Genomic DNA, 23,937 nt, shown 5'->3' with positions numbered 1-23,937 from the left:
TCAGCGACCTCCTGCCGGTGCGCCAACCGCCGTTACATCCGCCGGTTCATCGGGCAAGGGTTCGCCTCTATGGGTCCGGCTGATCAGGGCAATGGTGCAGCCGCAGATCACCACCGAACCGATCGCTGCCAACACCGCCACCGGACCACCATGCAGCGCCGTGACCACGTTTTGTTGTGCCGCCATCGCCACCACCACCGGGATGTACATCGCGCCCCAGAAGCCGACGCCCATCTCGCAATCCTTGGTCATGCCGCCACGCTTGTGCATCCACAACCGTGCGCAAATCAGCAGGATCATCGCGATCCCGACACCGCCGACGTTTGACTTCACACCCAGCAACACCCCGAGCATGTCCCCCATGATCACCCCTGCCAGCGTACAGATCGCCAACAGCGCCACACCGTAAATAATCATTGCTGTAGTCCTCAAAGTGCATTTCGAATGTTGTTTTTGTTGTGCGAAGCCTTAAGTCAGATGATCTAAGGGTGGCGGCTTCCCTCCTCACGCATCAGCGCCTGCAAGGTGTCGAGCCGTGCACCGTCGAAGGCAATCACGGTGCCCTGCTCGAACACCCGGCGCGCCAGTCCGGTCAGCACCGCACCGGGCGGCAGTTCGATCTGTAGACGTACGCCGCGCTCGTAGGCGCTTTGTACCGTGCCGCGCCAATCGACGATGCGGCACATGTTGAAGGCCAGGTCGTCACGCAAGGCTTCAGGCTTGATCAGCGGACGCGCGCGACTGCCGCTCAGGTAGCCCATCTTCGGGGTGTGCAGCGGCACCTTGGCGAAGGCTTCGGCCAACCGTTGCGCGGGCGCCTCAAGCAATGGGCAGTGGGACGGCACGCTCACTGCCAGACGCTTGGCCAAGCCCGCTCCGCAACCTTTCGCCAACCCGGCCACCGCTTTCATCGCCGCGTCGCTACCGGCAATCACCACCTGGTTATCGGCGTTGATATTGGCCAGATAAACCGGCATTTCTGCGCTATGCACCCGGGCCAGTAATCCTTCCACCGTGGCCAGGTCCAGACCGATGATCGCGGTCATGCCGTAGCCCTGTGGATAAGCCTGCTGCATCAGCTCACCGCGCAGGCTGACCAGATGCAGCGCATCGCTGAAACCCAAGGCGCCAGCCACCACCGCTGCCGGGTAAGCGCCGATCGACAAGCCGGCCACGTAGTCCGGGGCCATGCCTAACTGGCGTGAAGCAGCGACGCCGGCGATCAGCAGGCAAAGCTGAACCGCCCTCGTCGACTGCAACGCCTCGGCAGAATCCAGCTGCGTCACATCTTCACCGAGCAGGTCGCTCGCCTCGTTCAACGTTTCCCGAGGTAAACGCGCCAGCATTCCGGGTTGTTGTGCACCCTGGCCGGGGAACACCAGCAAGCTGCTCATGCTGCTTGCTCCTGTGGATTCCACGGATCAGTCACCAGGGTGGCTTGAATGGCATTTTTCAGCAGGACTCGCGACGAAGCACCGGCCCATTCGCGCAAGGCAACGGCACCCGACGGCGCCTGCAGTTGCAGGTCCACGCGGCACACGGCTGTATCAAGAACGGCCACCAACGCCTGGGCGTCGACACGACTCAACGGACGTGGCGTACGCAGGATCAGGTCGAGGTCGCTGCCCTCGTGCAAAGCGGCAAACCCGCTGGCCAACTCGAACCCGGCGCTGCCGCTGACACCCCAGACCCAGCCACTGCCATCGAGGTGCGAGCGCAGTTGCGCCAAGGCACGCAGTGCCGGGAAATCGCACCGGCCTTGAACATGGCAGAGCTCTTCCGGCTGCACCCGCCGCGTGATGGCGGCGACGTCCATCACCGCGGCAAATCGCTGTTCGCGCAACAGCCCACGCACGCCCACGGCCACCTGCCCTGCCGCGCTCAAGGCACGACGGACCACCACCGGCTGGCCGGCACTGATCGACTCGATCACCCACGCAGGCGCATCCGTAGGCAACTGCTGCGGGGTCATGCCCCACAGCAGGTCGTGAGCCAGTAGCGTGCTCACCACTGCGCTCTCAGCAATTGACGAACCTTGCTCGACGCCGCCCGATTGGCCGCACCCAGCCGACCGCTCAGATCACGGCCAGCGGTGGCCACATCGTCAATCGCCTGATGCAGGCACTCGGTCACCCGCGCCAGATCCGCCGCCGTCGGCTGCTCGATCTTCTCCACCGCCAAGGTTTCCCACAGCAACCCGAGGCTGGCATAGCTGTCGATGTCATAGGCCATCGGCGGCACGCTGGCAGCCAAGGCTTCGAGCTCTTCGACGCTGCGCAAGGTCACCCGCGCGGCCGACGCCTTGCCCATGGCGTGCACCATCACTCCCGGATCGCGCAGGGCGATCAAGCGATTGGCCTGATAGCCGTGGGCCAGAAACGCGCCCGACATCGCCTTGCCCACCAGCAAACCGATCACCGCATGACCGGCCAGACGGGCACGGGCATAACTGCCCGCCGCAGCGGCCAGCGCCTGATGAATGCCGAGGGCTTCCTCCCGTCGACCGTAAGCCTGGCTCGGCACGTCGACGATGGCGATCAGAGCGCGCTTGCGTGCCTTGTTTTGATCGGCGGCAATGACTTCATCCACGGCCTTGGCCAGGCCCCAGCCTTCGAGCAAACCCACTTCGCCGTTACGTGCACGGACGAAGCGGTTTTCCGGGTCGGCCACCACCGCGAGGAAACGCACAGGCTGATCGCCCAGCACGGCGTCCGCGACCTTCAGCGAAGCCGGCAAACCCTCGACCGCTTTCGCTCCGGCGCTCAAGGCGTTGAACCAGTTCAAGCCTCGCAGGGAATACGAACTCATGGGCGTTCTCCTTGGTACAGATCGCGAACCACGGACGGCTCGATTTGCGGTTCGGCATCCAGACGCGCCAACCGTTGCAGGAACAACCCGGCCTGTTGGCTACGCGGTTGCGCTGGCAATCCTTGCTGGAGTAACTCACCCACCTGCTGGCGGATCTGCGCCACGTCGTCGGCAACATAGCGATCCACCAGACCACTGGCGAAGCGTTGCTCGCCACCGGTCAGGCTCCAGATGAAGGGCCGGTCGCGGGAGTCGTACTCCTCGAGTCCGGCTTCCTGTTCGATCACCTGCGGGCCGTTCAGGCCGAGCCGCGCTTCCTGGGTCACCAACAGATAGCTGCACAACCCGGCGGCAATCGACATGCCGCCAAAGCAACCGACGCTGCCCGCCACCACACCGACCACGGGTTGGTACTGCTGCAAATCGACAATCGCCGCGTGGATGTCGGCAATTGCCGCCAGGCCGAGGTTGGCTTCCTGCAAGCGCACGCCGCCGGTTTCCAGCAGCAGCACGGCGCGGGTCGGGATACCGTTGCGGTTGTCTTCGGCGGCCAGTTCCAGCGCGCCGGCAATTTTTGCTCCGCCGACTTCACCGAGGCTGCCGCCCTGGAACGCGCCTTCGATGGCCGCGATCACCACCGGCAAACCATCGAGGTTGCCCTTGGCGATCACCACGCCGTCGTCGGCTTGCGGCACCACGCCCTGGCGCGACAGCCACGGCGACATGATCCGTTGAAAGGGGTCGAGCAGTTCGCGGAAGGTGCCGGCATCGAGCAGGGTCTTGGCCCGTTGCCGGGCACCGAGTTCGACGAAGCTGTGCTTGTTGAGCAAAGATGCGCTGTCAGTCATGGCCGATCTCCTCGAAGCCTTGCTCCAGACGCAGGCGCACCACACCGGGTGTCGCGCCGAAATCGTGGATATCGATATCCATGGCCGGGGGCGTCTGGCCGTCGAACATCCGTGCAAACAGATGCCGCCAGCGTTGTTCGCTGCCGTTGACCGAGGTCTGCACATTGATCGTCAACTTGCCGGCCTGACCCGGTTCGATCAGCACTTCCAGATCGCCAGAGCCGACACAACCCACCAGGGTGCGACCGCGTGGCGGCTGCCCGGCGGGGAATTCAAAGGATAAGGTTTCCATCAAAACACTCCCTGGATAAGGCCGTCGCCAGACGCGATACGGTCGATGAACAGGCAGGCTGCGAGCAGGTCGGCAGCGCCACCGGGCGAGGCATTCAACGCGATGAGTTGTTGGTCCAGCTCATGCAGGCGGCGACGTCCGCCGAGGCTGGCGCTGCCGCCCGCATCGAGCACCGCCCGGGCGCCCAGTTGCATGGTGTTCAGGCCTTCTTCACCGGCGCGGTAAAGTACGCAGGTGTCGGCCAGACTCGTCATGATCGCCAACAGCGCGTCGAGCCGGGCGTTCTGCTCGCCATGACCGGCGGCGCGGCTGAGCAGCAGTTGTGGCAGTGCACGTTGGGTCACCGCCGGAAAACCCAGTTGCGCTTCTTCACGGGCGCCGCGAGCGCCGTAGCGTTGGGCGACTTGCGCACCGTGACTGAGCGGACGTGACGCAAAACGGTCGTCGAGCAGGGCCAGCCGCGCCGCCCGTAATGCCACGCTATTGGCGTTGCAGGATTGAGGTTCCAGTGCAGCGGCAGTGATCAGCAAGCCCAAGGCCCAGATCGCCCCGCGATGGGTGTTCACGCCGCCGGTGGTGTCGAGCATGGCTTGCTCACCTTCGCGACCGATGCGGCCCACGGCTTCGCGCAGGGGCAAGCCGATCTCGCCGAACTCGATGGCGACTTCCGCCATTTCTTTAAAGGCCGGCCACAAGGACAGCGCCGAGGCGTGCATCAGCCCCAGGTGCAAATCGGTGTGGGCGCCATTGCCGCGACGGTCGACCAGTGCCGGTTTCGGCGACAGATCAGCCTCGTCGATCAGCGCATCCACTGCCAGGTCCGCCAGCCGTTCGGCCAGGCTCAGGCTTTTTGGTTGCAGGTTAAGTGCGTGCATTACCAGCTCCTGAACTTGGCGGGCGGGTTGTAGAGGCCACCGGACCACTCCACCAGATCGGCCACGCTTTTCGCCGCGAGCAGTTCGCGGGTGGCGTCGGTGCGGCGGATGCCGAGGTCTTCGGGCAAGGCGATCAGGCCTTCGCGGCGCATGCGCGCGGTGTCTTTGGGGTTGTGGCGCAGGCCGATGGCGGTCACCCCGGCGACGGCGGCGATCATCGCCTGGCGTTCTTCCAGTGAGCGCGCCTTGTACAGGTAGGCGATGCCTTCTTCGGTCAACAAGTGGGTGACGTCGTCGCCGTAGACCATGATCGGCGCCAGTGGCATGCCGCTTTTCTTCGCCACATCCACCGCATCGAGGGTTTCGACGAAGGTCGGTTTTCCGCCCTCCTGGAAGGTCTCGACCATCTGCACCACGAGCTTTTTGCCGCGTTCGAGCATCGGCTCGGCCACATCGGTATTGCGCATGTCGAGCCAGGCCGGCGTGCCATGGCGACGACCTCGCGGGTCGTGGCCCATGTTCGGCGCTCCGCCGAAACCGGCCAGGCGCCCGCGAGTCACGGTGGACGAATGGCCGTCGCCATCAACTTGCAAAGTCGCGCCGATGAACAGGTCCACAGCGTATTGCCCGGCCAATTGGCTGAACATCCGGTTGGAACGCAGGGAGCCGTCGCGGCCGGTAAAGAACACATCCGGCCGCGCCGCAATGTAGTTCTCCATCCCCAGTTCGGTGCCAAAGCAATGCACGCTTTCGACCCAACCACTTTCAATCGCCGGGATCAGCGTCGGGTGCGGGTTGAGCGTCCAGTTGCGGCAGATCTTGCCTTTGAGGCCGAGGGATTCGCCGTAGGTCGGCAGAATCAATTCGATGGCAGCGGTGTTGAAACCGATGCCGTGGTTGAGCGACTGCACGTTGTGTTTTTCGTAGATCCCGCGAATCGCCATCATCGCCATCAGCACGTGCACAGGCTTGATGTGCCGAGGGTCGCGGGTGAACAGCGGTTCGATATAGAACGGCTTGTCGGCCACCACTACGAAGTCGACCCAGGACGCAGGGATGTCGACGCGCGGCAGGTCGCTGACGTCGTCCACCAACTGGTTGACCTGGACGATGACGATGCCGTCGCTGAAGGCCGCCGGCTCGATCAGCGCCGGGGTGTCTTCGGTGCTCGGCCCGGTGTAGATGTTGCCGGCGCGGTCGGCCATGAACCCGGCCGACAACACGACGTTGGGAATAAGGTCCACCACCAGCCGTGCGTAAAGTTCGATGTAGGTGTGGATCGCGCCGACTTCCAGCAGGCCGTCTTCAAGCAACTGGCTGATGCGCAGGCTCTGGGTGCCGGCGAAAGAGAAGTCGAGTTTGCGGGCGATACCCCGTTCGAACAGATCCAGGTGCTCGGAGCGTCCGACGCTGGGCATGATCATGTGCAGGTCATGCAGCTTCGCGGGGTCGGCCTTGGCCAGGGAGCGCGAAAGGAAATCCGCCTGCTTCTGGTTGTTGCCTTCGAGCACCACGCGGTCGCCGGGCAGAATCAGCGCTTCAAGCGCCGCGACGATGTTGTCGGTGGGCAACACCACACCGTCGGCAAGACCTCGCACCAGCTCGAGGCGCCGCTGCTTTTCGCTGCGCCGCCGCGTCCATCGCGAGTCGGGGGATATTGTTGTTGTCATGACCACTCCACGGGTTCGCTGTCGTGGGGGTCACCTTAGGAGTGTTGGTTGGGGGTATCAATCAAGCAGAGTGGTGGATCGTTACGCTCAGGTTAATGATCGAGATCTGCGTCGTTCATGCGGGCCTCTTCGCGGGCAAGCCCGCTCCCACAGTTGATCTGTGGTGAACACAAAACCCTGTGGGAGCGGGCTTGCCCGCGAAGAGGCCGGTGCAGTCAACGCAAGACCGCGATCAGATGGTCAATCCGGCATCCACCAACAACGCCTCCAGTGCCAACAAGTTCGGCACCTTGGCCACTTGCTCGCCCACCTGCACCGCTGCCTGCTCCAGCGGACACAACGGCACATCCACATAACTCAACTGGCTATCGAGCTTGCAGGAGCGCGGAATCCCCTGCACCAGCAGGGCGATGAATTTCAGCTCGGGGCGCCCGCCCAGGGCGTTGAGAATGACGATCCGCGCGCGTTCGCCGATGACGATTTTCTGCGCGCATGCCGACTCGAAACTCAGCAGCGGAATCTGCCGGTCGCGCCACGTCACCAAGCCCAGGTACCACGGCGGCGTGTCGAGGTCGAACGTCCCCGGCTGCTGGTAATCGATCAGCTCGGCAACGGCGACGTTGGGCAGGATCAGGTTGCGGTCGGCCAACGGCAGCAACAGGCCGGTGAGGTTGCTGGTGCGGTGCTCAAGCATGGGTCTTGCTCCACAAGGCGATGCTTTCGAGCAGCACCGATTCCTGGTACGGCTTGCCAAGGTAGTCGTTGACGCCAATGGCCATGGCGCGATCGCGGTGTTTCTGTCCGGTGCGGGAGGTGATCATGATGATCGGCAGGTGTTGCAGGCGTTCGTCGTTGCGCACCTGGGTCGCGACTTCGAAGCCATCCATGCGCGGCATCTCGATGTCCAGCAGCATCAGGTCGGGCATGTGCTCTTCCAGCAGCAGCATGGCATCGACTCCGTCCTTGGCGGTCAGCACGCTCATGCCGTGGCGTTCGAGCAAGCGGCTGGTGACCTTGCGCACGGTGACCGAGTCGTCGACCACCATCACCAGCAGCGGCCGATGCGGTTCGGCCTCGACCTCTTGCCCCGCCGGACGCTGGGGCACACGGGCCTGCATGGCGCGGATCGGCGCCAGCAAATCCAGAATCAGCACCACCCGGCCGTCCCCGAGAATCGTCGCCCCGGACACCCCTTGCACCGCCGCAAATTGCGGCCCCAGGCTCTTGACCACGATTTCGCGAGTGCCGGCCATGGCATCCACCAGCACCGCGATGTGCCGTTCGTTGCACTGCACCAGCAACACCGGCAATGGCAGGCTCTGGCCCAACAGCTTCGGGCGCGGGCTGGTTTTCAGCAGCTCACCCAGATAGCACAGCTCGTAATGTTGGCCGGCGTATTCGTAGGTTGGCGAATCGAAGCGGAAATACCCTTCGAGTTCATTGGGCAGAACGCGAACGATGCCGTCGATGGTATTGAGCGGGATCGCGTATTGGTCCTCACCGCACTGCACCATCAACGCCCGGTTGACCGATACGGTAAACGGCAGGCGAATGCGGAAATGCACGCCCTGCCCGGGCACCGAGTCGATGCTCATGGTGCCGCCCAGTTGTCGCACCTCTTCGTGCACCACGTCCATGCCGACGCCGCGCCCGGAGATCTGGGTGATTTTTTCGGCGGTGGAAAACCCCGGTTGCAGGATGAACTGCAACACGTCGTGATCACTGATGATGCTGTCCGGGGCGAGCAGGCCGCGCTTGATCGCCTTGCGCCGCACCGCGTCCAGCGGTACACCGGCGCCGTCGTCGCGGATGTCGAAAATGATGTCGCCGCCTTCGCGCAGCAGATCGAGGGTGATTTTTCCCTTGGCCGGCTTCCCCGCCGCCAACCGCACTTCAACGGACTCCAGGCCATGGTCGACGGCGTTGCGCAGCATGTGTTCCAGCGGCGCGGCCATGCGTTCGAGAACGTTGCGATCCATCTCGCCTTCGGCGTTGTCGACGATGAAGTCCACGTCCTTGCCCAGTTCGCTGGACACCTGCCGGACGATGCGCTGCAAACGCGGGAGCATGCGTTCGAACGGCACCATGCGCGTGCGCATCAGGCCTTCCTGCAGTTCGGTGTTGATGCGGCCCTGCTGTTGCAGGAGGTTTTCCGTGTCCTGATTGCGTCGCTCGAGGGTTTCCTTGAGGTCGAGCAAGTCAGAAGCCGACTCGAACAATGCCCGGGACAGTTGCTGCAACTGTGAGTGGCGGTCCATTTCCAGCGGGTCGAATTCCTCGTAGCCCAGGCGTTCGGCCTCGACTTGCTGGCGGCTGAGGATCCGCCCCTGGGTTTCGGTATCGAGGCGGCGCAACTGGTCGCGCATTCGCTCGATAGTGGTCTCCATCTCATTCAGGGCGATGTGCGCATCGTTGACCTGTTGTTCGATTCGGCCACGGAAGATCGATGTTTCACCGGCCAGGTTGACCAGATCGTCGAGCAGCTCCGCCGAGACCTTGACCATGTCCGCGCCGGCATCGGACGGCGGCGCCAGCGGCTCGGGCTTGGGCGTGGCCGACGGCGCAACCGACGCGGGCGTTTCGGGCACGGCCGGATGGCTGAAGTTCTTGATCGCATCGATCAAGCGATCGGCCGGCGGCATCGGCTCACCGGCGCGGGCCGCATCGAGCATCTGCGCCAGGCGGTCATGGCTGCGCTGCAACAGCGCGAACAACGGCTCCGTCGGTTGCAGCACGCCGGTGGACAGGCCTTCGTAGAGGAACTCCAGTTCATGGGCCAGATCACCAATCGCGGCGATTTCCACCATGCGCGCACCGCCCTTGAGGGTGTGCAGGTCGCGCAGCAGGGTTTCCACTTCCTGACGACTCGAAGGCTGGGCCTGCCAGCGCTCAAGCGCCGCCCCGGAGCTTTCGATAATGTCGAAACCTTCCTCGAGGAAGATCTCCAGCAATTCAGTATCGTGCGCAGCCGTGTCGCTGCCGGTCGTCTGCCGGGCCCCCTCGGCGATACCCGCATGCCCTTGACGGTAGGCACGAATGGCTTCGATCAGCTCACGGGAATCGTCCAGCGGCTGACTGAGTTGCAACTGTTCAAGGTACAACGCCAGTCGCTCATGGCTCTGTTTGAGCAGCACCGCCAGTGAATCGCTGAAGGCATAACGACGGTCCACCAGACCCTGGTAAAGGCTTTCCAGCTCATGGGCCAGATCGCCGACCGGCCCGACCCCGGCCATGCGTGCACCGCCTGTGAGGGTGTGCAAATCCCGTTGCAGGGACGACAGCGGCGCGGCGTTGTCCGAGTCGCGCAACCAGCGCTGCAAGGCCTGACCGGCGCTTTCGAGGATATCCACCGCTTCTTCAAGGAAGATCGCAACGATTTCCTCGTCCAGCTCGCACCCCTCTCCTGTAGGAGCGAGTTCGCTCGCGATGGGCGTTAACGATGACGCGTTGTCATTGGATAAGCGCGGTGCATTTGAGTCCATCGCGAGCGAGCTCGCTCCTACAGGGGCAGGAGGTAGCGTGCGCTCAAGTTCCTCGGTGGCAGAACCCAGTTCGCGGATGCTCAGGCTTCGGCTGCCATCGCTGCGGATCAAGCCCATTGCCGACGGGTCAAGGCTCTCGTCGAGCAGCTCGCGCAAGGCCCTGATCCGTAGCGGCTGCGGGCTGACTTCCTGCCCGGCGGCCAGTTCGTCGAGCATGTTGATCAGTGCTTCGTGGGCACCCTGTGCTTCATGGAAAAACCGCTCGCTGACCGCCAGGCTGCTTTCTTCCACGGCACCGTACAGGTCGAGCAACGCTTCGCACAACTCGTCCACCGGGTGCAGGTCGGCCAGATGGGCGCCTTCGCCGAGGGTGGTCAATTCGTCCAGCAGCGCGCTGAGTTCCTGACGTTCGCCGGGGTGTTGCTGCCAACGCTGCAACAGGCTTTCGGCGTCCAGCAGGATGTCCATGCCCTGGGCGAGGAAGTTGTTGATCAGTTGCGGGTCGCGCTTGATTCGCAGCCCGGTGTTCGGTGTGCTCAGGAGGTTTTCCAGGCGCTCGGCCAGCTGCGCCCTGGCGCGCTCGGTCAAACCCCGGGCACCGGGAATTTCCGCCAGCGGATCGCGCTTGAGCTGGCGCAAGCCGAGGCGAAACAGTCCTTCTGCCTCCAGTAACAATTCGACTTCATCCAGATCCAGTGCGATCAGGTGCGCCTTGTATTCCCGGGCCAGTTGATCCAGCGGTGCGGCCAGTTCGGCAATCGGCAACACGCCGGCCATGGAGGCGCTGCCCTTGAGGGTGTGCAAGGCGCGCTGCAATTCGTCGCTGGCCTGCAACGGCACATGCTCGGCGGCCTGATCAAGGAAGCGATTGAGGCTGCCCAAGTGGGTTTCGGCCTCTTTGCGAAAGATCTCCAGCAACAGCGGGTCGAGGGCCGCGACATCTTGCGTATCCTCATCGGACACCGGTTCATCGCCCTTGGCCAGGGCATGGGCGCGGGCGGCCAACTGATCGACATCGTTGCGCTGACGCTGGGCATTGGCGGCGTATTCAGCCACCAGCTCCGGCAGCAGATGCAGCACATCGCCGATCAGTTGCTGCACCGTAGCACCCGGCTCCACACTGTTCTCCAGTACGCGATTGAGCAGGTTTTCCACGGCCCAGGCCAGCTCGCCCAGCACCAGGGCGCGCACCATGCGGCCACTGCCCTTGAGGGTATGGAAGGCGCGGCGCAACTCACTCAGGGCCGAGCGGTTGTCTGGGTTGGCGGACCAGCGCGGCAAGTAATCGCGCAGGATTTCCAGGACTTCGTCGGTTTCTTCGAGGAACACTTCGCGCAGTTCTTCGTCCACCGGCTCTTCGCCTGCGGGTGGCGGCAGCAGGCTGCCCGGGGTGTTCAGCGCGGGCGGATTCAGAGTCGAAACCGGACTGGCGAGCACATCGGCCAAGGTCTGGACGACCTGTGGATTCTCCAGCTCCTGCATCATCTGCATGACCTGCGCCTGGGTCGGGTTGAGCACATCATCAAGCACTGGCACATGCTGCTCACTGGGGAAAAAACCGAGGTTCGCCAGGCTTTTTTCCGCGACATCGAGCAGGTTTTCGCCCTGCGCTTGCGGGTCATCACCGAGGCGTTCGAGATAGTACTCGATGCTGGTGATCACGTCGGCCAGGCTGTCCAGTTCCTGCCAGCCCGGTTGACCCGGCTCGAGCAACAGGTGCTCACGAATAAAGTGGTTGCAGGTTTCGACCAGGCTCGCCGCCCGGCTCAACGGAATCATCGCCAGCGCCCCGCGCACCTGGGTGAGCAAGGCCGGCAACGCCTGCAAGTGCTGGCGGTCCCAATCGGCGTCGATGTAGTCGACAATCATGTCCTTGGCCTGCTGCAAACAGATGCGGGCCTCCTTGATCACGATCTGATGGATCTGCGTCAGGTCGGTGGTGGGCAGGCGGTTGTCGTCCTGGCTCTCCGGCTCCACGGTACCGACCATGCCGGCCAGCGTCGCTTCGACGTACAACAAGGCCCCTGCAACGTCCATGAGGATCGCATCGTTGGGTTCGCGCTGGCCCTGAGCGAGGCTGAGCACCACCGCCAATTGATCGATGATCACCTTGCGCGGCTGGCCGAAGCCCAGGACCGCCAGGGTGTCGGCGATTTGCCGCAGCGGCGCCAGCAGGCTGTCGAGGTCGGAAGTGTGCTGGCGGTCACTGCGCACGAACAGGTCCAGGCGCTCCTTGACCCGCACCAGCTCTTCGCACAGCGCAGCCAGCACCGAGCGCATGGCGTCGCGGTCGGGACCGGCCAGGCGCGCGCGTTCTTCATCGACCATCACGCTGTCGGGCAGCGCGTCGTCCAGTGAGTAGCGTTCTTTCATGGTCAGCATCTGCCCGGTGGGATGTTCGGCCTTGGCAATATAGAAGAGCAAACTCTTGAGCAGCTCCGGCGGGGCCGGCTGGTTGATACCGGGCATGCCTTGTTCGAGCAGGCGCTTGAGTTCCTTGTCGGCATCCTTGAACAGGCTGCGCAAGGCCGGGCTATTGGCGATCGCACCGCCCTGCATGCCTTCGACCAGCGCCGATGCCACCTGCCATAACGGGCTCAGGGGGGCGTTGTCGCACAGTGCTTCGAGGCGGGTGAATACCTTGGCCAGGTAATCGAGGTTGGTGTCGTTGTCCTGTTCACGCAAAAATCCGACCAGCGCCATTTGCAGCATCTGCCGCAGCTTTCGCAGCACACCGGGCAATTCGGCCGGTTCCAGCTGCGCCAGCGCTTGTGCGTCCAACGCTGGCAACTCGGGCAATTGCGGGCTGAACAGGCTGGTTTCCGACAGCAGGCTTTCGCCGCGGGCGCTGCGCAGGTCGTTGATCAGTGGCAACACCACCAGTGGCAAGTCGCGGCGCGCGCCTTGCACCCGGTCCAGGTAGATCGGCAACTGCCCCAGGGCCTGCATCAACAGGTGCAACGCCTCGTCGCGATGGCTGACACGGTTGCCCTGCAAGGCCATGGCCAGCTGTTCCATTTCTTCGGCGAGCAACGCCGCACCGTAGAACTCGACCATCTGCAAACTGCCGTGAACCTGATGGATGCACGAAAGGCTTGCATCCAGCGCTTGCGTCGCCTGCGGGTCATCGAGCAGGTTTTCAATCGCGTGATGAGCCTGTTTCAGCGTTTCGGCAATCTCGCCCTTGACCCACTCGAGGGCCACATAGTCGTGCCGATCACCCATAACCACTCCAATCACAATTCAGATACCCATGGGCGGTTCAAGCTTTGTCCACAACCTGCGCCTTGGCATCCGGCAAGGTGAAACCGGACACCGAACGACGCAACTGACTGGCCATTTTCGCCAGGTTGCCGATGCTGTCGGCCGTAGCGGTGGAACCCGACGATGTCTGCGAGGTGATCTGCTGGATCACGTTCATTGTCAGGGAAATCTGACCGGCCGACGACGTCTGCTGTTGCGCCGCATTGGAAATACTCTGGATCAACGCCGCAAGAGTCTTGGAGACGCCTTCGATTTCTTCCAGGGCCACACCGGCATCCTGCGCCAGACGGGCGCCACGCACCACTTCGGTCGTCGTTTGTTCCATGGAGATGACCGCTTCGTTGGTATCGGTCTGGATCGCCCGCACCAGGGTTTCGATCTGCCGGGTGGCGGCGGACGAGCGCTCGGCCAGGCGCTGCACTTCATCGGCGACCACGGCGAAACCGCGACCGGCGTCACCGGCCATGGACGCCTGGATGGCCGCGTTGAGGGCCAGGATATTGGTCTGATCGGCAATGTCATCGATCAGGCTGACAATGTCGCCGATTTCCTGAGAAGACTCGCCAAGGCGCTTGATGCGTTTGGCGGTGTCCTGAATCTGCTCGCGAATGTTGTCCATGCCGTGGATGGTGTTGTGCACCACCTCGTTGCCCTTGTTGGCGATTTCCACCGAGCGTTCGGCAACCGCCGAAGATTCCGCCGCGTTGGCCGACACCTGGTCGATGGACTCGGCCATGTCGTTGATCGCCATCGACGCTTCGGAAATCTGCTGGGCCTGGTGCTCCGACGCCTGGGCCAGGTGCATGGCAGTGGCCTGGGTTTCCTGCACGGCGGCGGCCACCTGGCCGGCGGTGAGGTTGATGGTTGCGACCAGATCGCGCAACTGGTCGACGGAGTAATTGATCGAGTCGGCGATGGTGCCGGTAAAGTCTTCGGTTACCGAGGCCGTCACTGTGAGGTCGCCGTCGGCCAGGTCTTCGATCTCGTCGAGCAAGCGCATGATCGCGTTCTGGTTACGCTCGTTTTTCTCCGCGGTCTCGCGCAACTGACGATTGGTTTCGCGCACCATCACCAAACCGATCAGGATGATTGAAGCCAGCGCCAACAGGCCCAGCACATAGCCGCCAATGGTGTCGGTGGTTCGCCCGCCGACCATGTTTTCAAAACCGCTGGCCAGGTGTGAGGCTTCGTCGAGCAGGGTTTGCGACAGACTGAAAATGTTCGAGGCCGATTCGCGGACCTTGAACAGCTCCGGCGAGGTTTCGAGGATCTCGTCCACCGAGCCCGAGACGAACTCGAACAGCTCGGAGATTTCCGCGAGTCGCGCACGGGCGTCGCGGTCTTCGACCTGGCTGACCTTGAGCGCCGGGTCGCCCTGGAGCATGCCGTTGAGCACCTTGCCGAACTGCGTTGCGTCACGCCCGAACGCATCGGCGGCCTGTTGTGAATTTTCGTCGCCGGCCAACACCGTGTTGACTGCGCCGAGGATCCGCTCGGCCAGCAGCGATTGGCGCTGAGCCATGGCCACCTGGGCCGCCGGGGCGCCCCGCTGCAGGAGAGTCTCGACGACTTTCTCGTACTCGACCTGCAATTGCGGCACGGTTTCGGCCAGGGTCGCGGCGACCTGATGCAGCGACAGTACGGTTTGCTCGCTGGAGAGAATCGCATCGGTGTTCTTCAGCAGCCGCTCCCAGTCCTGTTGCACCGCGCGCATCTCCGGACGCACGGTGGCGGGGGCCGGCGGCAGGCCCGTGGCCGGGTCACCCTTCTTCAGGAAGCCCCAGCGCCGGGCAAAATCGTTGCGCGCATCGCTGAGCAACTTGAACGCGGCAGCCTTGCCGGCGGCGGCTTCGGTGGCGTTCTTGGCGATACGCTGGGACAGCACACGCAGTTCGCCGGCGTGGCCGATGTACTGTTTGTCGTAGATAGCCTGGGTGTTGAGGTACGCGAAGTTGGCGAACAGCAGCATGATGAAGACAATCAGCGCGATGAACAGCACGATAATCTGCGACCGGCTGCGCGACCCTTCCATTGGCTTGCCTGCTTTTGCTTTTATCATCGGTCCTCGCCTGTTAACCCACACCTTCCAAGACTTACCGAGGAACCTGTGGGAGCGAGCTTGCTCGCGATAGCGGTGTGTCAGTCGACATTAATGCTGGCTGCAAGTCCGTCATCGCGAGCAAGCTCGCTCCCACAAGGTTCTCTGTTGCTCCAACTACACCGCGACGCTCATGAACCCCTGGGACTGCGTCAACGCAAACGGGCTGAACACCTGCCAGCACTGCTCACGCTGAAACCGGCCTTTGACGAACGTCGCCACCGGCCCCTTCAATTCGTCTGCCGGCACCGGCTCCAGGCTGTCCCGGGCAAAGTGCTGGAGGCCGAAGACCTCATCGACCAGCAACCCGGCAAACACCTCTTCATGTTCCACCACCAACACCCGCCGCTGTCGACGCACCGCCGAAAGCTCGTGCCCGAAGAAGCCGCACAAGTCCATGACCGGCAGCAAACGTCCACGCAGGTTGGCGACACCCTTGACCCAGGGTTTGACCCCTGGTAGCTGAGTGCAGCGCGGCTCGTGCAAGACTTCGCTGACTTCGCTCATGGGCGCGACATACCAGTGCTCGCCCAGGCGAAAACCGATGCCGCTCCAACTGTCCCGCCGGGCCGGCTGGGACGGCAAGTCCGCCGCCAGCAAACGACAGCGCTGGTCGATCTGCAGCAGCAGTTCGAAAGCCGTCAGCGACTCGTTCATGGTCTGACGATCAACCGGCCAGCACGTTGTTCAGGGTCTTGATCAGGGTGTCTTCATCGACCGGCTTGGTCAGGTAGTCCTTGGCGCCCTGGCGCGTGCCCCAGACTTTGTCGGTTTCCTGATCCTTGGTGGTGATGATGATCACCGGGATGTGCCCGGTTTCCGGGTCCTTGGTCAACTGGCGGGTGGCCTGGAAGCCATTGAGGCCAGGCATGACGATGTCCATCAGCACCGCATCGGGCTTTTCCTGGCGGGCCAGGGCCACGCCGTCGGCACCGTTTTCGGCTTTCAACACTTCATGACCGTGCTTTTCCAGCATGCCGGTCAGTTTGTACATTTCGGTCGGCGAATCATCGACGATCAGAATACGTGCCATGGTCTTCCCCATTCTTGTCGACGCCTGGCCCGATGGCCGAGCGTCACTGTGCGTGTCCTACTGCGGCAAAACGGCGGCGAAGCCAGGAACATGGGCCTGGATCGCATCAAGCAATTCTTCCTTGCTGAAAGGCTTGGTCAAAAACTGGTCGGAGCCGACGATGCGCCCCTTGGCCTTGTCGAACAGCCCGTCCTTGGACGACAGCATAATCACTGGCGTGGACTTGAACGCGCTGTTGTTCTTGATCAGGGCGCAGGTCTGATAACCATCCAGGCGCGGCATCATGATGTCGACAAAGATGATGCCGGGATGGTTGTCGACAATCTTGGCCAGGGCATCAAAACCGTCGATGGCCGTGATGACCTCACAACCCACGTTCTTGAGCAGCGTTTCGGCGGTGCGACGGATCGTCTTCGAATCGTCGATCACCATGACCTTCAAGGCGCTGGGGTGCTGTTCCATAAAATGCTCTACCGTCGCCTTTGCGAAACAAATTGTCCGTTTGCCGGTTAACGCGGCTCGAAACCCTTGGTGCTCAAGGGCCGGCACGACATGGCAGCCTTTTTAGCACAGTCTCCAACACCAATCTATCGGCCGACCCGCAAGGTGGTTTTTCCTTGACCGGGAACACACTCAGCGCCACTCTGACGCCACTTTTATACGCTGATCTTTTGTAGGAGCGAGCTCGCTCGCGATGGCCGTCAACGATAACGCGTGCTGGCTGGATAAGCGTGTTGTTCTCGGGTTCATCGCGAGCGAGCTCGCTCCTACAGAGATCGACATAGCCCCCCAAATTTCGAGGAAACACCCATGAGCGTTCGCGTCGGGATTGTCATGGACCCTATTGCCAGCATTTCCTATAAAAAGGATAGCTCGCTGGCCATGCTGCTGGCCGCGCAAAAGCGTGGCTGGGAGCTGTTCTACATGGAACAGCGCGACCTGTATCAGGGCGAAGGCCAGGCCCGGGCCCGGATGCGCCCGCTGCAGGTTTTTGCCAACCCGGAAAAATGGTTCGAACTGGGGGCCGAAAGCGACGCGCTGCTGAGCGATCTGGACGTGATCCTGATGCGCAAGGATCCGCCGTTCGACCTAGAGTTCGTCTACTCCACCTATTTGCTGGAGCAGGCCGAGCGCGCCGGCGTGCTGGTGGTCAACAAGCCGCAAAGCCTGCGCGACTGCAACGAGAAGCTGTTCGCCACGCTGTTCCCGCAGTGCACACCGCCGACCGTGGTCAGCCGCCGCGCCGACGTGTTGCGTGAGTTCGCCGCCAAACACGGCGATGTGATCCTCAAGCCGCTGGACGGCATGGGCGGCACGTCGATTTTCCGTCACCGCGCGGGCGATCCGAACCTGTCGGTTATCCTCGAAACCCTGACCGCCCTCGGCGCCCAGCAGATCATGGGCCAGGCCTACCTGCCGGCGATCAAGGATGGCGACAAGCGCATCCTGATGATCGATGGCGAGCCTGTGGATTATTGCCTGGCGCGGATTCCGGCCCAAGGCGAAACCCGTGGCAACCTCGCTGCCGGGGGGCGTGGCGAAGCCCGCCCGCTGACCGACAAGGACCGCTGGATCGCCGCGCAAGTCGGCCCGACCCTACGTGAAAAAGGCCTGCTGTTCGTTGGCCTGGACGTGATCGGCGAGCACCTGACCGAGATCAACGTCACCAGCCCGACCTGCATTCGCGAGATTGATAACGCGTTTGGCACCGACATCGGCGGCATGCTGATGGATGCCATCGATCAGAAGCTCAAGGCACGTTGATTAGCCAAACCAACATTGCGTTATCATGCGCGGCCTGTGAAAACGCGATGTTGGTTTCCTTGTCATGACACTCCCGTCCGATCTGCCTGCCGAACTCGCCCACCGTGGCGTGCGCCCGGTCGATCGCCTCGGTTTTACCCTGTTTCTGGCAGCGCTGATCCACTTGGCCTTGCTGTTGGGTGTCGGGTTTGCAGTGGTCGAGCCCAAGCAAATCAGCAAAACCCTGGAAATCACCCTCGCCACCTTCAAAAGCGAAAAAAAGCCCGAGAAAGCCGATTTCCTGGCCCAGGAGAATCAGCAAGGTAGCGGCACCCTGGATAAAAAGGCGATTCCCAAGACCACCGAGGTCGCGCCGTTCCAGGACAACAAGGTACAAAAAGTCACGCCACCGCCGGCTGCCAAGCCTGAAGTGCAGGAAGCCCCGCCCAAGGCTGCCGTGACCACCGTGGCGCCGAAGCCGAAAAAAGCCCCCGCCAAGACCGAGGAGCCCAAGACCGAGGTAAAAACCCAGGTCCAGGCGCCGACCTTCGACAGCGAGCAACTGTCCAGCGACATCGCCAGCCTGGAAGCGGAACTGGCCGCCGAACAACAGCTGTACGCCAAGCGCCCGCGCATTCACCGCTTGAGCGCGGCCTCGACCATGCGCGACAAGGGCGCCTGGTACAAGGACGAATGGCGCAAGAAAGTCGAGCGCATCGGCAACCTCAACTACCCCGACGAAGCGCGGCGCAAACAGATCTATGGCAACTTGCGCCTGATGGTGTCGATCAACCGTGATGGCTCGCTGTATGAAGTGCTGGTGCTGGAGTCTTCAGGCCAGCCGCTGCTGGACCAGGCGGCGCAACGGATCGTCCGGCTGGCGGCACCGTTTGCACCGTTTACCGGGGATTTGTCGGATATTGACCGGCTGGAGATCATCCGCACCTGGAAGTTTGCGCGCGGCGATCGCCTCTCCAGTAACTGACCACCCCCCCCCCACCTGTAGGAGCGAGCTTGCTCGCGATAAACCTGAGAGCACCGCGGGGTGTCAACCTGGCAGCGTTATCCTTGACGACCATCGCGAGCAAGCTCGCTCCTACAGAATTGCGCTAATTCCTGTGCATCCCCAGCTTGTCAGTTCGCCCCTCGAACGCCACACTAGCGGTCATGAAAAACGTCAGCCCCAGCTACCTCAAGCATCAATTCCTGATCGCCATGCCGCACATGGCCGACCCGAACTTTGCGCACACCTTGACCTACATCGTCGAGCACACGGCCAATGGCGCCATGGGACTGGTGGTCAACCGTCCGCAAGATCTGAACCTGGCCGATATCCTTGAGCAATTGCGCCCGGAAATTGAACCTCCAGCGCTCTGCCAGCATGTACCGATCTTCATCGGTGGCCCGGTGCAGACCGATCGCGGTTTCGTCCTTCACCCCAAGGGTCAGAGCTTCCAGGCGACCGTTGATCTGGAAGACGAGTTGGCCCTGTCGACCTCCCAGGACGTGCTGTTCGCCATCGCTGACGGCGTCGGCCCGGCAAAAAGCCTGATCGCCCTCGGCTACGCCGGTTGGGAAGCCGGGCAACTGGAGGCCGAACTGGCGCAGAACGCCTGGCTGAACTGCCCGTTCGACGCAGACATCCTGTTCAACACCAGCAGCGAACTGCGTCTGGAAGCGGCCGCCAAGCACCTGGGCGTCAACCTCAGCCTGCTGACCAGCCAGGCGGGGCACGCCTGATGGCCCTGAAGCTGATTCTGGGTTTTGACTACGGCACCAAACAGATCGGCGTTGCGGTCGGCCAGGTGATCACCGGCCAGGCCCGCGAGCTGTGCACCCTGAAGGCGCAGAACGGCATTCCTGACTGGAACCAGGTCGAAGCCCTCATCAAAGAGTGGAAACCCGATGCCGTGGTGGTCGGCCTGCCGTTGAACATGGACGGTACGCCCAGCGACATGTGCGCCCGCGCGGAAAAGTTCGCACGGCGCCTGAACGGCCGCTTCAACCTGCCCTTCTATACCCACGATGAACGTCTGACCACCTTCGAGGCCAAGGGCGAACGCTTGGCTCGTGGCGGCCAGAAAGGCAGTTACCGCGACAATCCGGTCGATGCCATTGCCGCCGCCCTGCTGCTGCAAGGCTGGCTCGACGAAAACACCGCACTGTTTGAATCCTGAAGAGCCGCTGTGCGTCTCTCTTAGCTACAACCCGAGCCACTTCCCGCACAGGCTGGCTCGGGCCCAAGAAGGAGCAACCATGAGCCTGCCCAATCCCGCCGAACTGATCAGCCAGATGGCGACCCGACTTGACGCCTATCTGGCCAAACGAGGCATCAGCGACCCGCGTTTCATCGGCATCCGCACCGGCGGCGTCTGGGTGGCCCAGGCTCTGCTCAAGGAGCTGGGCAGCAATGACCCCCTCGGCACCCTGGACGTGTCCTTCTACCGCGACGATTTCAGCCAGAACGGCCTGCACCCGCAGGTTCGCCCTTCGGCGTTGCCGTTCGAGATCGAAGGCCAGCACCTGGTGCTGATCGACGACGTGCTGATGAGCGGCCGGACCATCCGCGCCGCCATGAACGAACTTTTCGACTACGGCCGCCCGGCCAGCGTAACGCTGGTGTGCCTGCTGGACCTGGACGCCGGCGAACTGCCGATCCGCCCGAACGTGGTTGGCGCGACCCTGTCGCTGGCGGCCCACGAACGGGTGAAGCTGTCCGGTCCCGAGCTCGCGCTCGAACTGCAAGACCTCGCCCTTTAATTCGCCCTATTGAGAGTCCCCCTTGCGATGACGCCTCTAGAAACCAAGCGCCCGCTGCAGCTCAATGATCAGGGCCAGCTGCGCCACTTCCTCTCGCTCGACGGTTTGCGCCGCGAACTGTTGACGGAAATCCTCGACACTGCCGACTCCTTCCTTGAAGTCGGCGCCCGGGCCGTGAAGAAAGTCCCGCTGCTGCGCGGCAAGACCGTGTGCAACGTGTTCTTCGAGAACTCCACCCGTACCCGTACCACCTTCGAACTGGCGGCCCAGCGCCTCTCGGCGGACGTGATCACCCTCAACGTGTCGACATCGTCGGCAAGCAAGGGCGAAACCCTGCTCGACACCTTGCGCAACCTGGAAGCCATGGCTGCCGACATGTTCGTCGTGCGCCACGGCGATTCGGGTGCCGCGCACTTCATCGCCGAACATGTTTGCCCACAAGTGGCGATCATCAACGGCGGTGACGGCCGGCACGCTCACCCGACCCAGGGCATGCTCGACATGCTCACCATCCGCCGGCACAAGGGCGGGTTCGAAAACCTTTCGGTGGCCATCGTCGGCGACATCCTGCACTCGCGGGTTGCGCGCTCGAACATGCTGGCCCTGAAAACCCTGGGTTGCCCGGATATTCGCGTGATTGCGCCGAAAACCCTGCTGCCGATCGGCATCGAGCAATACGGCGTGAAGGTCTACACCGACATGACCGAAGGCCTGAAGGACGTTGACGTGGTGATCATGTTGCGTCTGCAGCGTGAACGCATGACCGGCGGCCTGTTGCCGAGCGAAGGCGAGTTCTACCGCCTGTTCGGCCTGACCACCGCGCGCCTGGCCGGCGCCAAGCCCGATGCCATCGTGATGCACCCGGGGCCGATCAACCGTGGCGTGGAAATCGAGTCTGCGGTGGCCGACGGCCCGCACTCGGTGATCCTCAACCAGGTGACCTACGGGATCGCCATTCGTATGGCGGTACTGTCCATGGCCATGAGCGGGCAGACTGCGCAACGCCAATTCGAGCAAGGCCAATTCGAGCAGGAGAAAGCCCAGTGAAGCTCAGCATTCTCGGCGCCCGCGTGATCGATCCGGCCAGCGGCCTGGATCAAGTGACCGATATCCACATTGAAGCCTGCAAAGTCGTCGCCCTTGGCGCGGCGCCAGCCGGTTTTGTCGCCGTCGACACGATTGACGCCAAAGGCCTGGTGGCCGCTCCCGGCCTGGTCGACCTCAACGTTGCCCTGCGCGAGCCGGGTTACAGCCGCAAAGGCTCGATTGTCAGCGAAACCCGCGCGGCGGCGGCTGGCGGCGTGACCAGCCTGTGCTGCCCGCCAAAGACCAAACCGGTGCTGGACACCTCGGCGGTGGCCGAACTGATCCTCGACCGTGCCCGCGAGGCCGGCAACACCAAAGTCTTCCCGATCGGCGCCCTGAGCAAAGGCCTGGACGGTGAACAGCTGGCAGAGCTCGTAGCACTGCGCGATGCCGGTTGCGTGGCCTTCGGCAACGGCCTGGAGAGTTTCCGCAACACCCGCACCCTGTGCCGCGCGCTGGACTACGCAGCGACTTTCGACCTGACGGTGATTTTCAACTCCCAGGATTACGACCTGGCCGAGGGCGGCCTGGCTCACGAAGGCCCGACCGCCAGCTTCCTTGGCCTGCCGGGCATCCCGGAAAGCGCTGAAACCGTCGCCCTGGCCCGGGATCTGCTGCTGGTTGAACAGACCGGCGTGCGCGCGCACTTCAGCCAGCTCACCAGCGCACGCGGCGTAGAGCTGATCGCCCAGGCCCAGGCCCGGGGCCTGAAGGTGACAGCGGATGTCGCCCTGTACCAGCTGATCCTGACCGACGAAGCCCTGATCGACTTCAGCAGCCTGTATCACGTCCAGCCACCGCTACGCACCCGCGCCGACCGCGACGGCCTGCGCGCAGCGGTGAAGTCGGGCGTGATCTCGGCCATCTCCAGTCATCACCAACCCCATGAGCGTGACGCCAAACTGGCACCGTTCGGTGCGACCGAGCCGGGCATCAGTAGCGTTGAACTGCTATTGCCACTGGCAATGACCCTGGTCGAAGACGGCTTGCTGGACCTGCCGACACTGATCAAGCGCTTGAGCGTCGGCCCTGCAGAGGCCCTGCGCCTGCCGGCAGGCAAACTGGCGGTAGGTGGCGCGGCGGACATCGTGCTGTTCGACCCTGCGGCCTCGACCGTGGCCGGTGAAACATGGCTGTCCAAGGGCGAAAACTGCCCGTTCATTGGCCACAGCCTGCCGGGTGTGGTGCGTTACACCCTGGTGGATGGACGGATCAGCCACCAGGCTTAAGACCGCTTCGCTCCAATCGCGGGCAAGCCCGCTCCCACATTGGTTCTGCGATGAACACAGTATTTGTGAACACCAAAGATCAAATGTGGGAGCGGGCTTGCTCGCGAAGGCGATTTAGAAGGCGCCTCTATTCTGAGCATTACGCACAGAAACCTGGTCATTCAACGTCCAGAAGTCATACAGCACCCCGAGAAAGAACAACCCGCCCGTCAGCAGGTACAGCAACCCGCTGATCCATTTCCCCTGATACATCCGGTGCACGCCGAACACCCCGAGAAACGTCAGCAGGATCCACGCCACGTTGTATTCGACGGGGCCTGCGGTGAACCGCAGGTCCGCTTCACGGTCCATGGACGGGATCAGGAAAAGGTCGATCAGCCAACCGATCCCCAGCAAGCCGAAGGTGAAGAACCAGATCGTCCCGGTCACCGGCTTGCCGTAATAGAAGCGGTGAGCCCCGGTAAAACCGAAAATCCACAGCAGGTAACCGATCACTTTGCTGTGGGTGTCTTGCTGCTGGACAGCCTGTTGATAGGGGTTCATGAATGACCTCGATTCACACGATAGATAAATATTCTTTAATTCTTTGTGACTTTTTTACAGGCACCCGACGTATGGCAAGTGCTACCTTCACTCCCGTCAAAGCCTTGTAACACCGGACTCCTGTCCGACAATTGCACCATTTTGCCGCTTTTTTGCCACCATTGCCCCCCGGATTGAATCGACCAACGGCCTCGGAAGCGGCAAAA

General features: G+C 62.7%; 22 protein-coding genes. 7 read left to right on the top strand and 15 right to left on the bottom strand.

Translation table 11 applies throughout. From position 1 onward, the window contains the following. From madL to pilG, 14 genes are all read right to left on the bottom strand, one after another. Positions 1 to 417: a malonate transporter subunit MadL gene (gene madL, locus AC1RDQ_RS06385; protein WP_150815077.1), complete on the bottom strand. Its 417-nt coding sequence runs from the start codon at positions 415 to 417 to the stop codon at positions 1 to 3. 65 nt (positions 418 to 482) lie between these two features. Next, positions 483 to 1,394, bottom strand: a complete 912-nt coding sequence (gene mdcH / locus AC1RDQ_RS06380) for a malonate decarboxylase subunit epsilon (protein ID WP_150815078.1) — start codon at positions 1,392 to 1,394, stop codon at positions 483 to 485. Continuing rightward, a complete protein-coding gene (locus AC1RDQ_RS06375; protein WP_492586738.1) occupies positions 1,391 to 2,011 on the bottom strand; it encodes a malonate decarboxylase holo-ACP synthase in 621 nt (206 codons plus the stop codon). The genes mdcH and AC1RDQ_RS06375 overlap by 4 nt, the downstream gene beginning before the upstream one ends. After that, positions 2,005 to 2,808, bottom strand: coding sequence for a biotin-independent malonate decarboxylase subunit gamma (gene mdcE / locus AC1RDQ_RS06370; protein ID WP_429521780.1), 804 nt, complete (start codon positions 2,806 to 2,808; stop codon positions 2,005 to 2,007). The genes AC1RDQ_RS06375 and mdcE overlap by 7 nt, the downstream gene beginning before the upstream one ends. Beyond that, positions 2,805 to 3,656, bottom strand: a complete 852-nt coding sequence (locus AC1RDQ_RS06365) for a biotin-independent malonate decarboxylase subunit beta (RefSeq protein WP_218494703.1) — start codon at positions 3,654 to 3,656, stop codon at positions 2,805 to 2,807. Before AC1RDQ_RS06365 ends, mdcE begins: the two co-directional genes overlap by 4 nt. Next, on the bottom strand, positions 3,649 to 3,948 hold the full coding sequence (locus tag AC1RDQ_RS06360; protein ID WP_057712932.1) for a malonate decarboxylase subunit delta: 300 nt from the start codon (positions 3,946 to 3,948) through the stop codon (positions 3,649 to 3,651). Before AC1RDQ_RS06360 ends, AC1RDQ_RS06365 begins: the two co-directional genes overlap by 8 nt. Then, the gene (locus AC1RDQ_RS06355) at positions 3,948 to 4,823 is read right to left on the bottom strand and encodes a triphosphoribosyl-dephospho-CoA synthase (RefSeq protein ID WP_492586736.1); all 876 of its coding nucleotides are present in this window, start codon (positions 4,821 to 4,823) and stop codon (positions 3,948 to 3,950) included. The genes AC1RDQ_RS06360 and AC1RDQ_RS06355 overlap by 1 nt, the downstream gene beginning before the upstream one ends. After that, on the bottom strand, positions 4,823 to 6,493 hold the full coding sequence (mdcA, locus tag AC1RDQ_RS06350) for a malonate decarboxylase subunit alpha (RefSeq protein WP_008001151.1): 1,671 nt from the start codon (positions 6,491 to 6,493) through the stop codon (positions 4,823 to 4,825). Before mdcA ends, AC1RDQ_RS06355 begins: the two co-directional genes overlap by 1 nt. A gap of 232 nt (positions 6,494 to 6,725) precedes the next feature. Continuing rightward, positions 6,726 to 7,187: a chemotaxis protein CheW gene (locus AC1RDQ_RS06345; protein ID WP_218494701.1), complete on the bottom strand. Its 462-nt coding sequence runs from the start codon at positions 7,185 to 7,187 to the stop codon at positions 6,726 to 6,728. Beyond that, entirely contained in the window at positions 7,180 to 13,200 is a 6,021-nt protein-coding gene (locus tag AC1RDQ_RS06340) for an Hpt domain-containing protein (RefSeq protein WP_492586734.1), read from the bottom strand. The genes AC1RDQ_RS06345 and AC1RDQ_RS06340 overlap by 8 nt, the downstream gene beginning before the upstream one ends. A 37-nt stretch (positions 13,201 to 13,237) precedes the next feature. After that, positions 13,238 to 15,298: a methyl-accepting chemotaxis protein gene (locus tag AC1RDQ_RS06335; RefSeq protein WP_057712927.1), complete on the bottom strand. Its 2,061-nt coding sequence runs from the start codon at positions 15,296 to 15,298 to the stop codon at positions 13,238 to 13,240. A 156-nt stretch (positions 15,299 to 15,454) separates the two neighbouring features. Beyond that, positions 15,455 to 15,994, bottom strand: a complete 540-nt coding sequence (locus AC1RDQ_RS06330) for a chemotaxis protein CheW (protein ID WP_057712926.1) — start codon at positions 15,992 to 15,994, stop codon at positions 15,455 to 15,457. A gap of 10 nt (positions 15,995 to 16,004) precedes the next feature. Then, positions 16,005 to 16,370 (bottom strand): twitching motility response regulator PilH, encoded by a 366-nt coding sequence (pilH, locus tag AC1RDQ_RS06325; RefSeq protein WP_007897961.1) that lies wholly within the window; start codon positions 16,368 to 16,370, stop codon positions 16,005 to 16,007. Positions 16,371 to 16,427: 57 nt separating this feature from the next. After that, the gene (gene pilG, locus AC1RDQ_RS06320; RefSeq protein ID WP_090451937.1) at positions 16,428 to 16,832 is read right to left on the bottom strand and encodes a twitching motility response regulator PilG; all 405 of its coding nucleotides are present in this window, start codon (positions 16,830 to 16,832) and stop codon (positions 16,428 to 16,430) included. 348 nt (positions 16,833 to 17,180) lie between these two features. On the opposite strand from pilG, the gene gshB reads away from it, so the two are divergent. From gshB to AC1RDQ_RS06285, 7 genes are all read left to right on the top strand, one after another. Beyond that, entirely contained in the window at positions 17,181 to 18,134 is a 954-nt protein-coding gene (gshB, locus tag AC1RDQ_RS06315) for a glutathione synthase (protein ID WP_150814825.1), read from the top strand. A gap of 64 nt (positions 18,135 to 18,198) precedes the next feature. Beyond that, the gene (locus AC1RDQ_RS06310) at positions 18,199 to 19,098 is read left to right on the top strand and encodes an energy transducer TonB (RefSeq protein WP_057712923.1); all 900 of its coding nucleotides are present in this window, start codon (positions 18,199 to 18,201) and stop codon (positions 19,096 to 19,098) included. 182 nt (positions 19,099 to 19,280) lie between these two features. Continuing rightward, a complete protein-coding gene (locus AC1RDQ_RS06305; RefSeq protein ID WP_057712922.1) occupies positions 19,281 to 19,853 on the top strand; it encodes a YqgE/AlgH family protein in 573 nt (190 codons plus the stop codon). Further along, the gene (gene ruvX / locus AC1RDQ_RS06300; protein ID WP_056726497.1) at positions 19,853 to 20,290 is read left to right on the top strand and encodes a Holliday junction resolvase RuvX; all 438 of its coding nucleotides are present in this window, start codon (positions 19,853 to 19,855) and stop codon (positions 20,288 to 20,290) included. The genes AC1RDQ_RS06305 and ruvX overlap by 1 nt, the downstream gene beginning before the upstream one ends. Before the next feature lie 79 nt (positions 20,291 to 20,369). Next, entirely contained in the window at positions 20,370 to 20,873 is a 504-nt protein-coding gene (gene pyrR, locus AC1RDQ_RS06295; protein WP_057712921.1) for a bifunctional pyr operon transcriptional regulator/uracil phosphoribosyltransferase PyrR, read from the top strand. 27 nt (positions 20,874 to 20,900) lie between these two features. Continuing rightward, complete coding sequence (locus tag AC1RDQ_RS06290) at positions 20,901 to 21,920, top strand: aspartate carbamoyltransferase catalytic subunit (protein WP_046039254.1); 1,020 nt, start codon at positions 20,901 to 20,903, stop codon at positions 21,918 to 21,920. Beyond that, complete coding sequence (locus tag AC1RDQ_RS06285) at positions 21,917 to 23,188, top strand: dihydroorotase (RefSeq protein WP_150814824.1); 1,272 nt, start codon at positions 21,917 to 21,919, stop codon at positions 23,186 to 23,188. The genes AC1RDQ_RS06290 and AC1RDQ_RS06285 overlap by 4 nt, the downstream gene beginning before the upstream one ends. 114 nt (positions 23,189 to 23,302) lie before the next feature. On the opposite strand, the gene AC1RDQ_RS06280 is transcribed toward AC1RDQ_RS06285, so the two are convergent. Then, entirely contained in the window at positions 23,303 to 23,731 is a 429-nt protein-coding gene (locus AC1RDQ_RS06280) for an NINE protein (RefSeq protein ID WP_090451942.1), read from the bottom strand. Positions 23,732 to 23,937: the final 206 nt, after the last annotated feature.

The organism is Pseudomonas sp. GW823-FHT02E01, from assembly GCF_058797535.1.
This window is presented reverse-complemented; position numbering and strand designations above follow the sequence as displayed.

Coding starts and splice junctions, on each gene's coding strand:
- mdcH (WP_150815078.1), bottom strand. CDS start 1,394: ATGAGCAGCTTGCTGGTGTTCCCCGGCCAGGGTGCACAACAACCCGGA.
- AC1RDQ_RS06340 (WP_492586734.1), bottom strand. CDS start 13,200: ATGGGTGATCGGCACGACTATGTGGCCCTCGAGTGGGTCAAGGGCGAG.
- AC1RDQ_RS06365 (WP_218494703.1), bottom strand. CDS start 3,656: ATGACTGACAGCGCATCTTTGCTCAACAAGCACAGCTTCGTCGAACTC.
- AC1RDQ_RS06360 (WP_057712932.1), bottom strand. CDS start 3,948: ATGGAAACCTTATCCTTTGAATTCCCCGCCGGGCAGCCGCCACGCGGT.
- AC1RDQ_RS06345 (WP_218494701.1), bottom strand. CDS start 7,187: ATGCTTGAGCACCGCACCAGCAACCTCACCGGCCTGTTGCTGCCGTTG.
- mdcA (WP_008001151.1), bottom strand. CDS start 6,493: ATGACAACAACAATATCCCCCGACTCGCGATGGACGCGGCGGCGCAGC.
- AC1RDQ_RS06280 (WP_090451942.1), bottom strand. CDS start 23,731: ATGAACCCCTATCAACAGGCTGTCCAGCAGCAAGACACCCACAGCAAA.
- AC1RDQ_RS06330 (WP_057712926.1), bottom strand. CDS start 15,994: ATGAACGAGTCGCTGACGGCTTTCGAACTGCTGCTGCAGATCGACCAG.
- pilH (WP_007897961.1), bottom strand. CDS start 16,370: ATGGCACGTATTCTGATCGTCGATGATTCGCCGACCGAAATGTACAAA.
- mdcE (WP_429521780.1), bottom strand. CDS start 2,808: ATGAGTTCGTATTCCCTGCGAGGCTTGAACTGGTTCAACGCCTTGAGC.
- pilG (WP_090451937.1), bottom strand. CDS start 16,832: ATGGAACAGCACCCCAGCGCCTTGAAGGTCATGGTGATCGACGATTCG.
- AC1RDQ_RS06355 (WP_492586736.1), bottom strand. CDS start 4,823: ATGCACGCACTTAACCTGCAACCAAAAAGCCTGAGCCTGGCCGAACGG.
- AC1RDQ_RS06335 (WP_057712927.1), bottom strand. CDS start 15,298: ATGATAAAAGCAAAAGCAGGCAAGCCAATGGAAGGGTCGCGCAGCCGG.
- gshB (WP_150814825.1), top strand. CDS start 17,181: ATGAGCGTTCGCGTCGGGATTGTCATGGACCCTATTGCCAGCATTTCC.
- ruvX (WP_056726497.1), top strand. CDS start 19,853: ATGGCCCTGAAGCTGATTCTGGGTTTTGACTACGGCACCAAACAGATC.
- AC1RDQ_RS06310 (WP_057712923.1), top strand. CDS start 18,199: ATGACACTCCCGTCCGATCTGCCTGCCGAACTCGCCCACCGTGGCGTG.
- madL (WP_150815077.1), bottom strand. CDS start 417: ATGATTATTTACGGTGTGGCGCTGTTGGCGATCTGTACGCTGGCAGGG.
- pyrR (WP_057712921.1), top strand. CDS start 20,370: ATGAGCCTGCCCAATCCCGCCGAACTGATCAGCCAGATGGCGACCCGA.
- AC1RDQ_RS06290 (WP_046039254.1), top strand. CDS start 20,901: ATGACGCCTCTAGAAACCAAGCGCCCGCTGCAGCTCAATGATCAGGGC.
- AC1RDQ_RS06305 (WP_057712922.1), top strand. CDS start 19,281: ATGAAAAACGTCAGCCCCAGCTACCTCAAGCATCAATTCCTGATCGCC.